This window comes from Leadbettera azotonutricia ZAS-9 (assembly GCF_000214355.1).
Taxonomy (GTDB): Bacteria; Spirochaetota; Spirochaetia; order Treponematales; family Breznakiellaceae; genus Leadbettera; species Leadbettera azotonutricia.
This window is the reverse complement of sequence record NC_015577.1, coordinates 2,289,035-2,303,603: the sequence shown is the minus strand read 5'-3', so window position 1 is coordinate 2,303,603 and position 14,569 is coordinate 2,289,035. Positions and strand designations below refer to the sequence as shown.

Genomic DNA, 14,569 nt, shown 5'->3' with positions numbered 1-14,569 from the left:
TATGGGGAAGGTCTCCGGGAGTAACACGGAAGTTTATTCCATGGAACAAAAGGCAGAAGATGAACTCTGGCAGCAGTACCGCAAGACCAAGGATATCAAGATCCGTGATACCTTCATCAGGCAGTACGCCCCCCTGGTAAAATATGTTGCCGGAAAAGTTGCTGTCGGCATGCCCTCCAATGTGGAATTTGACGATCTTGTAGGCTTTGGGACCTTCGGGCTCCTGGACGCCATAGAAAAATTCGACCCTGAAAAAAATGTAAAATTCAAGACTTACGCTGTTGTCCGCATCAGGGGTGCCATATTTGACGAGCTCCGGTCCACAGACTGGGTGCCCCGATCTGTCCGCCAGCAGGCCCGCGAGGTCGAAGACGCCATAAGCACCCTCGAAGGCAAACTCGGTCGGCCGGCCACTGATCAGGAAGTCGCGAGCGAGATGGGCATAAACGAGGAAGAGTTCCAGCATATCACCATGAAGATATCGGGGGCTTCCATAATCTCTATTCACGAGGTTTGGTATTCGGGTGACGAAAACGACAAAGTCTCTATCGCGGACAGCATAGAGTCCCCCTCAAGCCTCAACCCCGAAGTGATTGCCGAACGGGATGAAATCAAGCGGGTCATCGTCGAAGCCATCAGCGAGCTTCCTGAAAACGAAAAGAAAATCCTGGTCCTCTACTATTTTGAGGATCTTACTTTAAAAGAAATAGGCCTGGTCCTTGGGGTTACCGAATCCCGGGTATCCCAGCTCCATACCAAGGCTATCATGCGCCTCAGGGCCAGGCTCAAGAACAGCAGAAAAGGGATAGTCTAAACAGGGGTGATGGATGGTTGATTTTGTCCGGCTTCAGGGTATAGTCAGGGGGCAGTTGGAGCAGGATAGGACAATCAGGACGGTAACTGCCTCGGGCCCTACCCTGGAGGCAGCGGTGGCTGAGGCCGCAACCCTCCTGGATCTTCCTGTCAGACGTCTTGAATACGAAGTGACAGAAAAAGGCTCCCCCGGTATTTTGGGCACCGGAAAAAAAGACTGGACTATCAGCGCCTATGAGCGGGTCCTGCTCTCCAAAGAGCTTGAAGAAGATGACGACGACGACAGCCTCATTGATAATTTTGAAACACCCATAATTGAAGACCTCGATGGGGATGTCTTTATCCACCTCAGCGCCGACGGCGTCTTCCTCAAAGCCATACCGCCCAAGGGCAGGGGCAAAAAGGCCAGCGTGCAGGATGCGGAAAGCATCATACAGAGCCGCGCTGTCACCGAATTTGATGAAGATATGGTTTCCAAAATCGTCAAAGACTCGGCAGGCGAATATATACGCATAGGGGATTTTGAGCATAAGCCCATCAACGACAGCATGGTTACTGTTGATATCGCAGAAGGCGAAATGAAAGCCTTTATCACGGTTACGCCTCCTGGCATGGGAGGCTGCGATATTTCCATGGAAACCTATTTGAGCTTTCTCAGGAATAACCGGGTGATCTTCGGGGTCAGCGAGGAGTACCTCAGGGATTTTGCGGACCGCCCCATTTATAAAGAGAAAGTCCAGATAGCCGAAGGGGCCCGCCCGGTGAACGGCAGGGATTCCTATATCCAATACAACTTCGAAACTGATCAGACCAAGGTTAAGCTACGGGAAGGGAGCAACGGCCGCATAGACTTTAAAGATCTCAACATCATCAAGAATGTAGTCGAGAACCAGCCCCTGGCAAAGAAGATCCCCCCCGAGGCAGGGACTGTGGGCCGCACGGTAACAGGAAAAGTGATACCCGCCAGAAACGGCAAGGACAACCCTCTGCCCCTGGGCAAGAACGTGCATATGGGGGATGACGGCGCCACCATAATTGCGGACATAAATGGCCAGGTAATTATCGTCGGCGGCAAGATTAATGTGGAGCCTGTCTACACGGTTCAGGGGGACGTGAACCTTAAAACCGGAAACATCATTTTCCTGGGGACAGTGATTATAAACGGCAACGTGGAGGATGGCTTCTCCGTCAAAGCCGCAGGCAACATCGAAGTCAACGGCACTGTGGAAAAAGCCGAGCTGGACGCAGAAGGGGATATCATAGTCCACCAGGGCATCACCGGAAAAAACACGGGAATTGTCAAAGCAGGCCGCTCTATATGGGCACGGTTCATCGAAAACACCATTGTCGAATCAGGCAATATGGTGGTGGTCTCTGACGGCATCATCAATTCCCAGGTGGATGCCTATAAACGCATAATCTGCCAGGGCAAACGCGCCCACATTGTCGGGGGGAGGCTCAGGGCTTCTGAGGAGATCAATGCCAAAATTCTGGGCAGCCCCACGAGCGGCACGGAAACAGTCTGCGAGGTAGGCATAGACCCCAAGAGCAAGGTGCAGCTTGAAACCCTCACGGTCAGCAAAGAGAACATGGAGAAACAGATTGAAGATATTCAGCGCAATCTCCAGACCCTCATCAACATAAAGCGCCAGAGGAAGTCCCTGCCCGAAGACAAAGAAGCCTATATGAGGGAGCTCATGGACAAGAGATCCCTCCTTTCGACGGATCTCCAGAAGGTGAATGAGGATATGGCGAAGATCCAGGAATTCCTCAACAATATAAAAGTCAGGGGCAAGGTTTCCGCTTCTTCCAAGGTTTACCCTGGTGTAAAGATACTCATCCGGGATGCCATGAACGATGTCCGCACCGAATACCGCGCAGTTACTTTCATACTCGAAGACAATCTCGTCCGGGTTACAAGGTACGAAGAACCAGACGAAGAGTCACAGAAGGCGCCCGATGGCTATACAGCCAATTGATCTCCAGGCGCTTTTTACCCAGGTTGACAAGGTTGGGAAACTCCAGGCCAACCAGCGGGAGGGCCTCCAAATTCAGCAAGCCCTCCAGCAGGCTGATAGCCAGAAAAAGGCAGAGGAGCAGGTACAGTCCGTAAACGAAGCCCAGGGTACGGGCGAAGAAGCTGAAAAAATCAAAGACGGCGATAAACAGCGCCAGTACTATACCCCCGGCGAAGGCGGCAAAGAATCCCCTGAAGAGGCCGATGAAGAGGAAGAAAAAAAAGACGACCCCAGCCTTATCCGCGATCCCAGCCTGGGCCGCAACATAGATATAAGCGGGTAATATGCCGTGGCCTTACCTTGCAGCTATTTGCTGCCTCATTTTGTGCGTTTTCACTTTTTTTTATTGCCATTTTTACATCAAACGCAGAACCAGCCGCGACTCTATTCTTGGCGAAATCCAGGATGAAGTAGACAGCATTCTCTTCCGGATAAATGAAATTACTGACCGGGACATAACCCTCCTGGAAGACCGCGAAAAAAGCCTTCAGGCGCTGCTCGACGATGCAGACAGGCGCTTAAAAGTCTATGCCCGCGAGCTGGATCGCCACGAGAATAGCGGGAAGGCTTACCAGGCTTTAGGCTTAAGAATGCAAAGGAACGGGAAGGCGGCCGATTCAGATCTGCCTGTGCCGCCTCAAACTGTCCCGGCAGCCGAGGCAATCCCGCTACCCGCTGCCGAGCCACCCCGTTTTGCCCAGGCGGAGAAGCAGATAGAGGCTGAGCCCCGCCCCATCGGGGAGCAGGTGCGGGATTTGTCCCTAGCAGGCTTCTCGGCGCCCCTGATAGCTTCCAAGCTTGGGATCAGCATATCAGAGGCGGAACTGGCAATGGCCCTCCTTGAGAGGAAACCCCTTGAATGACAGCCCTGGCAAACAGCCTTAGAGCTGCACCCTGAACCCCAGGCTGGCGCCCCAGTTGGAATCCAGGAAATTATACATCCCTGTAAAATCCAGATGGAGCACCATAAGATCAAAAGACAAACCCCCGAAAACCCTGGCGCTGAACCCTTTGATTTTGATCATGGAAGAAATCGTGTCCCCGTCGAAATCCATGCTCTCAAGGCCATTGGCATTAAGGAAGCCATTAACCGCGCCCTTATCAATAGGCTGAAGAGTACTTAGATCATCAATATGATCATAATAGGATGCTTTAGTATCCACCTGATAGCCTGCCTTGGACCAGGCATAGCTGGCGCCGAATCCCAGGTAGGGGGTGACGATAAGGATATTTTTGGAAATTTGCACTTTGAAATCGAGGTTCAAGGTATCCCAGAGCAGGCTGACTTCCGGCTTTTCCAGAACCAGCCCGTGTCCTCCAAATTCAATGGTAGTATCGCTTCCCACTTCCGAGGAAATACCGCCTCTAAGGTAATCGAATCCCAAACCTACGGAAATATTGGGCAGCAATTTTTTGCTCTTTCCGTCCAGCACTGCATAGCGGAATTCAGCCCCTGTCAGGAGATAGTCCATTTTGGTCGAGCTGCCCCATAGGCCCACCTTCGGGAGCATGCCGAATTTAACCCCGATATCAAAGGGAAGGAAAAACCCCCCAATCCTGGCTTCCGCCGCATAGGCAGGGAAGAGCATGCTGCTCGTGCCGAAAGGGATATCGTAGCCTAAAAGCCCTGCGACTTTTTCAAGGGAAGGCATGTCCAGGGTGGTAAACCCAAAAGATCCGCCTACCCCAAAATGGGGTGGGAGGCTGGGAAAAAGCTTGCCTATATAGGCATCCGACCAGTTGAGCCCCAATGTTGAATTGAAGGGCAGGGATTTAGCCATAGAATCCGAAAAATCTTCCACGCTCTTCTGCAAATCCGCCAACTGGGTTTGTGAATAGGTTGAAAGAGCGGTACATAGGGTGAAAAACACCGCAATTATGAATATCTTTCCTTTCTTGTGCATTTTGCGCTCCTGTTGTTAGTATCTGCTTATACTATACCGCATAAATGCAAATTTTTCAGTATTAACCTGCACTTTTTTTTAGCTTTCCCTCGGCAAAAATAACGGCAAAATAACGGAAAACCCTTGACATTTTGATGTTTTTTGTTGTAATTTATTCGTGGTCACAGGGTTGTTGGTTGAGTAAGTTTTTCGCCACCTTAGCTCAGTTGGTAGAGCAGCAGACTGAAAATCTGCGTGTCTGGAGTTCAATTCTCCGAGGTGGCAAAGTGCATGATGTTTCAAGCCGTTGCCGTATATTTCTCTTCTTAAGATCGTCTGAGGACTATCCCTTGACCGCGCCTGCAGTAAGCCCCTGGATGAACTGTTTGCTCATCGCCAAATAGAGGGCAATTACCGGGATGGCGGAAAGGGTGAGGACTGCCAACACCTTTGACCAGTCGGTCTGGTATTGGCCAAAGAGGCGGGTAACCCCCAGCAGGACTGTTTTTGCCTGATCGTCGCTGATGAAGATCAGGGGGAACCAGAGGTCGTTCCAAAAGGGGACCAGGTTGTAGATTGCCACTGTTGCCAGGGCAGGGCGGAGCAGGGGAGAGATAATCCGGGAGAAAACCTGGAAGCGGCTTGCGCCGTCGATGATGCCTGCTTCGGTTAGTTCCCAGGGAACCTGGCGTATGAATTCGGTGAGGATGAAAATGGCAATCGGGATTCCCATGGCGACATATATGGGGACGAGGGACCAGATGGTGTTCAAAAGGCCCAGGATACGGACCAGTTCAAGGAGCCTGATGGATGCGATCTTGATGGGCAGCATCATGCCGGCAATGCAGAAAAAGTAAATGATCCGGGACCACTTGCCGCGCCAGTTCGCCAGGGCATAGCTTGCCAGGGCGCCCACAATCAAAAGAATGGCCAGTGACAGTATTACTACTACAAAACTATTGCGGAAATAAACCAGAAAATCCCCATCCCTCAAAACATCGCCATAATTGGATATGTTCCATTTTTTGGGGAGCATGAAGGGGTTCTGGTAAATAGAGAGCCGATCTTTAAAAGAATTGATTATCATCACCCAAAGGGGGAAGATCACTATCAACGAATAGATGATCAGAATTATATGGGAAACAATGTTGCGGTTTTGCCGTTTGATTGAGCCTTGAGCCATCTTACTCCCTCCCCTGGGTTGCCCGCAGGGTGGGTATTACCCCAAGGCAGAGCACGAAAAAGGTGACGGTTGCGATAGCAGCCCCAAGGCCCGAATCGGGAATGCCCACAGGATGCTGGCCCGCAATGCCCACCCTGTAGAAGAGGGTACCTATGAGGTCTGTGGAATAATTAGGCGCGCCATTTGCAGTTTCCATGGCGAAGACCACGTCAAAGGCATTAAAATTATTCACGAAGGTGAGTATGGCGATCATCCCGACTACCGGTTTGATCAGGGGCAGCTTGATGCGCCAGAAAACCTGCCTTGGATTGGCGCCTTCAATATTGGCCGCTTCCAGCAGATCGTTGCTGATATTCCGCAGAGCTGCCACGAACATCATGGTAGGGATGCCCATCCATTGCCAGCAAGACACCAGGGATATGCTGGTCAGGGCAGTGGCCCGGTCGCCCAGCCAGGGGCGGACCAGGAAGTCCAGGCCAAGGCTTTTCATGAACGGGCCGCTCCATACGGGATTGAGCAGGAGCTTCCAGAGATAGCCGGTGACGAGCACGGCCATAGTAACCGGAATGAAAATCACGGTCTGGTAAAATACCCGGCCTTGCATGGTTTTATTTGTGAGCAGGGTCGCAAAGAGTATCCCCAGGCAGTTCTGCACCAAGAGGTGAATAAAAAAGAAATAAAAGGTATGGCCAAAAGCCCCCCAGTATCGCTCGGAAAATTGCTCCACTGTAAAAAGGCGCTTGAAATTTTCAAAACCAACGAAACTGCGGCCGTTCCCTGCGGAGCCTGTATAGAGGCTGAGCCGCAGGGAATCCAACAAAGGCCAGGCCATGAACAGAATATAGAACACCAGGGCCGGAACAAGATAGGGAATCCATGTTGCCCCAGTTGGGATTTTTGATCCCTTCCTGTTTAATCCGATCCGGTGTTCTAAAGCCATATCTGCTCCTTTAGCGAAGGGCGGCGGCGGTAGTTTCCATTTTGTCCGCTGCCTGGCGGGGAGTAATTTCCCCCTTGAGTACCTGAATGACCGCTTGATTCATGGGGGCGTAGAGATCCAGGAATTTGGGCCACACAAAGCGGGCATCAGTTTCCTTGCCGTTATTCAGGGCCAGGAATTCGTTGGCATGGGGGTCCGACAATTGGATGGCGAAGCTGATCATGGGGAAGTAGCCCACGGGAAGGTTCTCCGAGGCAGTGGTGGCCCCTTCTTTGGAGGCGAGCCATGCCAGGAAATCCTTGCATTCCTGGGGATGCTTGGTTGCCTTATTATAGGTAATTGCCATGTCAGGATGGAAGGTGATGGCAGTTTTTTTGCCCTGGGGGGCGGGGAGGGCGAAGAGGCCCCAATCAAAGCTTGCGCCCGCATAGACCCCGGCTGTCCAGGAACCGTCCATGAACATAATCGCCTGTTGGGTATTGAAAAGGACCTGTGAATCGTTATAGGTAACCGACTCAAAGCCCTTGGGCAGGTACTTGGCTACATCAGCCAAAGCCTGGAAGGAGGCGACAAAGTTGGCGTCGTTCAGCTTCTTTGCCCCTGATTCATACTGGATCCGCTCGGAAGCGCCGCCAATATAGTTGGGGACCAGGCCCAGGTAGAAGCATTCCAGGATGTCCCATTCGTCCGCCACGCCGTTTGCCAAGGGTGTATAGCCCTTGGATAACAGGGTTGCGTTGAGGGAGAGGAACTCTTCCCAGGTCTGGGGAATCTTGAGTCCTTCCTTCTGGAAAATGGTCTTATTGTAGTACACCGCATGGGATACCGCAGCAAAAGGGACAGCGAACATTTTCCCGTCGGGTGTCTGCCAGGGCGCCCGGTTGGAAGCGCTAAAATTCGCGGTTACCCCGGGAATGTCCGTACAGTCCGCGAAATAGCCGGCCTTAAAGAGTTCCTGCCCAGGGGCATAGGAACGGGCATACATCAGATCCGGCCCAGTGCCGCCGTCAAGCTGCAAACGCAGGGTGGCATTGTAATCCGGGGGGTTGGTGGGACGGAACTGGATTTCCACATTGGGCTTTATCTTTTGATATTCAGCCAAAAGTTTGTTCATTTGGGACACATCGTCGGTCCGCCATGAACCCATGGTGAGCACTGTCTTGCCGGAAGCTCCGGCGTCCTTGCCGCCTGCGGCGAACAAGGGCAATGCCAATGCTGCCATAAGCGCGATAGCGCTTATGCTTAAAATTGTCTTCTTCATTTTTTCTCCTCCATTTAGAGATAAGTTATAGTGATACTATAAAGAATTTGGAGAAAGAAAACAAGGAAAAAAGGCAAATTTTTATCTTTTGCCAAAAAAAGGAGGCTATTTCATATTTGCTGCTTCGATATTGATTATCTCCTGCACCTTTGGGGTCGAGGGGCCATCCTTGAATTCCAGGCTTATCCATTCGCCGGTTATTTTTTTCGCCAGCTCATGGCCTATCACCCGTTCGCCCATGCAAAGCACATTCGCGTTGTTGCTGAGTATGGATCGCTCTGCTGAAAAATTGTCATGGCAAACCGCCGCCCTGATGCCTTTGAATTTGTTGGCAGTCATGCACATGCCAATGCCGGTGCCGCACACCAGTATGCCCCGCTTTTCGTACCCGCTGGCAATAATGCTTTCGCAGACCCGTTTGGCTACACTGGGGTAATTGGCAGGATCATCGGCACTGTCGCAGCCCATGTTTTCAACCTGTATCCCTTTGGATTCAAGAAATTTAACCAGCATTGCCTTCATGGGCACCGCCGCATTATCGCAGCCTATTGCTATTGTCTTCATTATTATGCTCCTGCCTGTTCCAGAATGCCATCAGCCATTGAACCTAAAATGATGCAGCATGAGACCGCCCCTGCATCCAAAACGCCCCGGGATCTCTCGCCCAAACGGCTGGAACGCCCAAACTTGGCAGCTAAATCCCTGGTGGAATCCCTGCCTTTTTCTGCGGCGGCTTTCATCGCATTCAACGCCTCTGCAAGATCTTTCCCTTCTTTGACCGCCTGCTGCAGGGCTTCGTTTGCAGGCGCCAGGGTATCTATCAGGGTTTTATCCCCCACCTGGGCCTCGACAATATCCCGCAGCCCATTCAACCCTGCGTCTATCATCGCTGCAAAGCCGACGGCGTCGATGTCCTCAAGATCCTCCCCGGCTTCGGCCATGCCGGTGAATACAGCGCCGTAGATGGGGCCCATGGAACCGCCAATCTTGGAAAACAGCAGGGTCCCCAATTCGTCAAGGCCATCGGCAAAACCGATATCTTTATCCGCGATTTGCGCCGCGAACATGGAGAATCCTTTGTTCATGTTCATGCCGTGATCGCCGTCCCCAATGAGGCCGTCCACTTCTCCAAGATAATCCTTGTTCTTCTGTATTGCAGCAACCATCTTCAAGAGTATTGGTTTTCCATCCGAGTTTTTTATGCCCCTCAAAACATCCCCCTAGTTTTGCTTGATGCCCATGCTGTAACAGGGCATGTCTACCAGCTTTTTGAGTTCATCGTCCAGCTTCATGACAGTCAGGGTTGCGCCCATCATTTCCAGGGAAGTAAAGTAATTGCCCACATAGGCACGGTGAATTTTGATCCCCTTCCCGCTGATGAGCTTTTCTATCTCGTCATAGAGAACATAGAGTTCCATGACCGGGGTAGCCCCAAGGCCCGATACCAGTACAACCACCTCATCTCCGGAAACAAAGGGATAATCGGGCAGCACCACATTCACCATACGCTCTGCCATTTTGGCGGCGGATTCCAAAGGACATACCTCTATGCCCGGCTCGCCATGGTGGCCTATGCCGACTTCCATTGTGCCGGGCTTGATCTCGAAATTGGGATGCCCTACTGCCGGCAGGGTACAGGGTGTAAGGCCTATGCCGACGCTCCGGGTATGGTCGATGGCCTTCTGTGCGGCGGCAATCACCTCGTCAAGGCTCCCGCCGGCGGCAGCTTTGGCGCCCCCGGCTTTCCACATCAGGACCTCCCCGGCCACGCCCCGGCGTTTTTCTGCCTGGTCTTTGGGGGCCGAAGCCACATCGTCATTGGCAACCACGGTCTTGACTTCAAGCCCTTCCTTCTTTGCCATCTTGATGGCCATTTTGACATTCATATTGTCGCCGGAATAGTTGCCGTACAAACAGGCAACCCCCTTCCCCTGATCCGCAGCCTTAAAGGCATCGAGAAAGGCCGCTGCTGTCGGGGAAGTGCATATCTCGCCCACAGCAGCCGCATCGCAGAGATTTTCCCCGATGTAGCCGATAAAGGCAGGTTTATGGCCGCTGCCGCCGCCGGTTGCCACCCCGACCTTTCCTGCCGGGATCACAGCCCGTTTTATAACCCTGGGGTTATCCGTGGGGGCAACAATATCGCTATGCACTTTGACAAAGCCTTTGAGCATTTCGTCAACAACATTGTCCGGATCGTTTAAAATACGCTGCATGTTTTTCTCCCTTTAATTGCTCGCTTATGGAATGAACGCGACCTTTAAATCGCCGTATTTGCCCGATGCATAGTCATAGGCCTTTTCCCATTCTTCAAGTTTGAAGGTAGTCCTTATGAGTCCGTCGGTCTTCAGAGCCCCCTTGCTGATGCCATCGATGACATAGGGGAAGCAATAGGGGCTTAAATGGGAACCGAGAATGTCCAGCTCTTTCCTGTCGCCGATTATTGACCAGTCCACATTCGTGGGGCCGCTGAAAACGCTGAATTCCACGAAGGTGCCCAGTTTTCTGATTAAGCCCAGCCCCTGTATAACGCTCGAAGTATGGCCCGTAGCTTCGATATAGATATCGCAGCCGTAGCCGTCTGTCATTTTCATGATCTCCGCGTTCACATCGACCTTGGAAGGGTTGAATGCATGGGTCGCTCCGAAGGCCTTTGCCTTTTCAAGGCGGTCATCCGCCATATCAAGGGAAACGAGGGCTTTCGCGTTTTTGAGGGCCGCATAAGTCACCATGCCAAGCCCTAGTGTGCCCGCGCCGGAGATAACGACCACATCGGTACACTGGATATTGGCCCGGTCCACCGCATGCTTTGAACAGCCATAGGGCTCAATCAGGAGGGCCTTCTCAAGGGGCAAATCCTTGGGCACCTTGTGGACAATGGCGTTTTTCGTGTACCGCACATATTCAGCCATACCGCCGTTAAATTCCGCATGGAACCCGTGCATGCCATGGGGCTGACACATCCAGTACCTTCCGCTTTTGCAGAACCGACACTCCCCGCAGGGCACAATCTGATCGGCCGTAAGCCTGTCCCCGATTTCATAGCCTTTGACATTCCTGCCCATTTCGACCACATGGCCCAAAAATTCGTGCCCCGGGATGAAAGGCGGCTTAACCCACGAGGGCTGAATTTCATCCCCCAGAACATAGCCGCCCCATGCTGGCATTTCACATCCCCCGCGCAAATCCCGCAACCCTCAACCTTGATGATGATATCATCATCCCCGCACTCCGGCGTCGGGTATGCACTCTCATAGCGGTAGTCGGTTTTGCCATACGCCACCAGGGCCTTCATTGTTTTTGGATAATTACCCATGCTTTGCCTCCATTCTGCGATACTATGATATAATACCAGGAAAATAAATTATTTTACAATGATGGATTATATGGGAATTGGAATTTTAAACAGTGCCATATCGCTTTTTAATGATTCTGTCCTTAAGCGCCAACAACCTGAAGTACATTTCTCTGGGGTTTTCATCTTCGTAAAGAAAAGCGCCGTTTCCTGAAAACGATGGCTCGATAAAATCCCACCAGGTCAGGGCTTGTATTTCAGGGCGGGCAGCCGCAATCGTATAGAATTGCTCCAGCCAGTCGGCCTGGGTATGCTCATTCCATCCCCCATGCCAAACTCCTTCGGACATGGAAAGCTGTGTCCAGGATGAACCGCTCTGGGAGGCATGTCCGCGTATGTCGCCGTTAACCCCCATTTCAGTAATATGCACCGGCTTTCCAAGAGAAGCAAAAACTGAAAGCATGCGATCTACTGCAACCATATCGCGGGCCGGGAAGTAAAGCTGAATGCCGGTTACATCGAATTGCACCCCTGCATCAAGAATCGCGCGGAAATAGGTCAGAGGTGAGTGGAGCTTTTCCGGAAGGGAACCGTAACACACATAACGTCCCGCAACATATTCTGCAAAGGGCAGGCACACGTTCACTACCGCAATGGCAGAACTGTCTACTTCGTGGAGTGCGTCACAGCAGGTACGGGTCAATTCGACTAACTGAGGTTGAGTAAGTGTAAAGCAATTAGCCCAGTCATGGGCTTCGTTCATGGCATCCCAGACCTTGATCCTGCCCTTGTAAGCCTTAACATGATGCAACGCGATTTCCCTGGCGTTTTTCTGCAAGGTTTCAAAAGGTTGGCCGAAAAGCCATTTTGGGTTCACACTCTCGTGACCGAACCATATCGGATGCCCTTTGGGTTTGATGTTTTTGCTTTGCAGGTATTCCAGGGCTAGATCAATATATTCGTAGGTATATTTGCCTTTTTCCGGTACTGTCCGCCCCGGATAGAAGGGAAGGGTGGCAAAATCAAAAGCATCGGCGAAAAATTTTGCGTATCGTGCATCAGAAGATGTATATTTAAAAAAGTTGCAGCCCAGGAGCAGATTGTCCCTGGGGTTCGCATATACCCTTTGACACGACGCTTCAAACAGGGCTGCTTCTGCAGCGTAAACCGCATGGGAAAGGGCATAGAGCCGGTTTTCGGCAGTGCTCTTCCCCCGGTCTGCAAGATGGGTAAACTCCTTTGCCGCAGCCAGGTGGCTGTGTGCCTCGGGAGAAAGGGTAATATTTTCTCCGTGTTTTTCCGCCTCTCGGATATAGGTATGGCAAGCTTCTGAAACAAAATCGACAAAATCACCTGTATACCCTAAGCCTTCATTATCAGCCATGATCCAAATATTGCCGTATAAGGGCAAATAAATTTTGGCATGTATCATATAAGGTTCATGGGTCACCGTAAGCTCTACCGTTCCATCAGGCAAAATGCGCTGGCGGCGCTCATCGGGTTCGAATTCGAGATCGCTTGCATATACAGACTCCAAAATCGGCCTTGCCATTGGAATACCACCTGCATCATCCAGCCTTACATGAATTTGTTTCATATGGCTTTACTTCGCTGTCAGATAGGCATCGTACGCTTTTTGAAGAAGCGCGACATATCTGTCAACACCTATAGATTTACCGGAATTCAAGAATTCCAGCCAGCCTGCATCAGTTATACCGCTTCTGATAAAATTTGCAATGGATTCCTGCATCAATTTATCAATTTCATTATAAAGCCGGGTAATTTCAAGGGAATCTTCAGCACTGGGTTTGATAAGGTTGTTGAGTATGGTGAATGAACCTGGCTCAAGCACACCCGCATCCGCATATTGTTTGCTGGAATTGAAGCGTTCTACCCGGTGGGGAGGCATTTCAAATATGTTGAAATAATAATCCCCGGGGGCGAAGAACATGGCGTGATAAACCGGTACATATTTATACAATAAATTGTTCTCAGGCACATAGAGAATTTCATATTTCCCCTGATTGTTTATTTTCATTGTCGGATCTATTGGCCCACCCGGCTGAATGGGGCCGTTGTATGCAATCATCATCGTTTCGGTTTCAAACTGGGCATCCAGCCATTTTAAGGATTCAGGAATATGTTTATTGGCGGTCGTCAAAACGGCATCCACATTCGGGACCTCCAGCAGCCTCGGGACTGATACCCCGTACTTGCCTGCTGGGGGCAATATTGATTCGTACTGCGCCGCGATATCGGGGCTGAGGGCTGTATTGATAAGCCTGAGATAAGTTGTGTACCCTACCAGCCCAGCATTCATCTTGATACCCCAGGCATTGGAATCCTGGGTGATGGACTCCATGTCCAAAAGGCCCTCGCGGTAACACATGGCAAGCCATTCGAGGGCTGGCCGGAACCCATCCATGTTGCCAGGGAAGACAAGCTTGCTGTTTTCCTGGATGACAGCGTACACATAACGCTGCAGGGGGACGCCGAAATTTGCGAAATGGGTGTAAAGGCCCTGGGTCTGATGAATCAGATCACCTGCAGAGAAAGGGATTTCATCTTTTAATCCGTTGCCGTTCGGGTCCCTGTCGCGGAATGCCTTGAGGACATCGGTCAGCTCGTCAATGGTCTTTGGGACCGCAAGGCCAAGCTTGTCCAGCCATGCTTTGTTTATGTAATGGCTTCCGTCATGGTTTATATTTTGAGCGATAAGGCCCCCAATCCAGTACATCTTGCCATCGGAAGCGGGCATTGCCTTATTGGCCTCGTTCATAAACAACCGGCTGTAATAGTTAGGCATATTCGGTTCAAGATAATCGTTAAGAGCCACCAGCAAGCCCTGGGTAACGCCATATTCCTCAATATCCACATCCCCGGTGCGTATGATATCCGGCAAATCCATCGAAGCGAACATAAGATTAAGCCGCGTGGTCCAGTCGCCATCTTTGACCGGCTCCCACTCAATATGAACCCCCGTCTTTTTTTCAAGTTCCTGAAAGAACCAGAGATTCGGGAAGTCCATTTGCTGATTTTCCACTTCGTACTGGAAAACACGAAGATTAATCTGTCCAGATCCTGAAGCCGACGCCTCGTTCTTTTTGCACCCGCCGAGGGCTGCAAGCAGTAGCATGATTCCTGCCGCTGCCGCCTGTTTGTACTGTACTTTCATT

15 protein-coding genes and 1 tRNA gene are annotated in these 14,569 nt (G+C 51.2%); 6 read left to right on the top strand and 10 right to left on the bottom strand.

The annotated features are described in order from the left end of the window. Nucleotide 1 precedes the first annotated feature (1 nt). From whiG to TREAZ_RS10065, 4 genes are read left to right on the top strand one after another with little or no spacing between them, the layout of a single operon-like run. Nucleotides 2–814: an RNA polymerase sigma factor WhiG gene (gene whiG / locus TREAZ_RS10080; RefSeq protein WP_043923038.1), complete on the top strand. Its 813-nt coding sequence runs from the start codon at nt 2–4 to the stop codon at nt 812–814. Nucleotides 815–827: 13 nt separating this feature from the next. Further along, nucleotides 828–2,792 (top strand): FapA family protein, encoded by a 1,965-nt coding sequence (locus TREAZ_RS10075; RefSeq protein WP_015711742.1) that lies wholly within the window; start codon nt 828–830, stop codon nt 2,790–2,792. Next, the gene (locus TREAZ_RS10070; RefSeq protein WP_015711741.1) at nt 2,773–3,114 is read left to right on the top strand and encodes a hypothetical protein; all 342 of its coding nucleotides are present in this window, start codon (nt 2,773–2,775) and stop codon (nt 3,112–3,114) included. Before TREAZ_RS10075 ends, TREAZ_RS10070 begins: the two co-directional genes overlap by 20 nt. Nucleotide 3,115: 1 nt before the next feature. After that, a complete protein-coding gene (locus tag TREAZ_RS10065; protein ID WP_015711740.1) occupies nt 3,116–3,694 on the top strand; it encodes a hypothetical protein in 579 nt (192 codons plus the stop codon). An 18-nt stretch (nt 3,695–3,712) separates the two neighbouring features. Here TREAZ_RS10065 and TREAZ_RS10060 read toward each other — a convergent pair whose 3' ends face one another. Beyond that, complete coding sequence (locus tag TREAZ_RS10060) at nt 3,713–4,735, bottom strand: hypothetical protein (protein ID WP_015711739.1); 1,023 nt, start codon at nt 4,733–4,735, stop codon at nt 3,713–3,715. Nucleotides 4,736–4,926: 191 nt separating this feature from the next. Between TREAZ_RS10060 and TREAZ_RS10055 the strand changes: the two genes are divergently transcribed. Next, nucleotides 4,927–4,999, top strand: a tRNA-Phe gene (locus tag TREAZ_RS10055). Nucleotides 5,000–5,057: 58 nt separating this feature from the next. Here the strand turns inward: TREAZ_RS10055 and TREAZ_RS10050 are convergent. From TREAZ_RS10050 to TREAZ_RS10020, 7 genes are all read right to left on the bottom strand, one after another. Next, nucleotides 5,058–5,897, bottom strand: a complete 840-nt coding sequence (locus tag TREAZ_RS10050; protein WP_015711738.1) for a carbohydrate ABC transporter permease — start codon at nt 5,895–5,897, stop codon at nt 5,058–5,060. 1 nt (nt 5,898) lies between these two features. After that, on the bottom strand, nt 5,899–6,837 hold the full coding sequence (locus TREAZ_RS10045; RefSeq protein WP_015711737.1) for a carbohydrate ABC transporter permease: 939 nt from the start codon (nt 6,835–6,837) through the stop codon (nt 5,899–5,901). Nucleotides 6,838–6,847: 10 nt separating this feature from the next. Then, on the bottom strand, nt 6,848–8,098 hold the full coding sequence (locus TREAZ_RS10040; protein WP_015711736.1) for an extracellular solute-binding protein: 1,251 nt from the start codon (nt 8,096–8,098) through the stop codon (nt 6,848–6,850). A 105-nt stretch (nt 8,099–8,203) separates the two neighbouring features. Then, complete coding sequence (gene rpiB / locus TREAZ_RS10035; RefSeq protein WP_015711735.1) at nt 8,204–8,662, bottom strand: ribose 5-phosphate isomerase B; 459 nt, start codon at nt 8,660–8,662, stop codon at nt 8,204–8,206. A gap of 2 nt (nt 8,663–8,664) precedes the next feature. Then, on the bottom strand, nt 8,665–9,309 hold the full coding sequence (gene dhaL, locus TREAZ_RS10030; RefSeq protein ID WP_015711734.1) for a dihydroxyacetone kinase subunit DhaL: 645 nt from the start codon (nt 9,307–9,309) through the stop codon (nt 8,665–8,667). Between the two features lie 9 nt (nt 9,310–9,318). Next, complete coding sequence (locus TREAZ_RS10025) at nt 9,319–10,314, bottom strand: dihydroxyacetone kinase subunit DhaK (protein ID WP_015711733.1); 996 nt, start codon at nt 10,312–10,314, stop codon at nt 9,319–9,321. Nucleotides 10,315–10,338: 24 nt separating this feature from the next. Next, nucleotides 10,339–11,265: a zinc-binding dehydrogenase gene (locus TREAZ_RS10020; protein WP_245535016.1), complete on the bottom strand. Its 927-nt coding sequence runs from the start codon at nt 11,263–11,265 to the stop codon at nt 10,339–10,341. Between TREAZ_RS10020 and TREAZ_RS18460 the strand changes: the two genes are divergently transcribed. Beyond that, nucleotides 11,256–11,447: a hypothetical protein gene (locus TREAZ_RS18460; RefSeq protein ID WP_245535015.1), complete on the top strand. Its 192-nt coding sequence runs from the start codon at nt 11,256–11,258 to the stop codon at nt 11,445–11,447. The genes TREAZ_RS10020 and TREAZ_RS18460 overlap by 10 nt on opposite strands. Nucleotides 11,448–11,499: 52 nt before the next feature. Here TREAZ_RS18460 and TREAZ_RS10015 read toward each other — a convergent pair whose 3' ends face one another. Further along, the gene (locus TREAZ_RS10015; RefSeq protein ID WP_201764767.1) at nt 11,500–12,945 is read right to left on the bottom strand and encodes an endo-1,4-beta-xylanase; all 1,446 of its coding nucleotides are present in this window, start codon (nt 12,943–12,945) and stop codon (nt 11,500–11,502) included. 51 nt (nt 12,946–12,996) lie between these two features. Next, entirely contained in the window at nt 12,997–14,568 is a 1,572-nt protein-coding gene (locus tag TREAZ_RS10010; protein WP_015711731.1) for an extracellular solute-binding protein, read from the bottom strand. Nucleotide 14,569 lies beyond the last annotated feature (1 nt).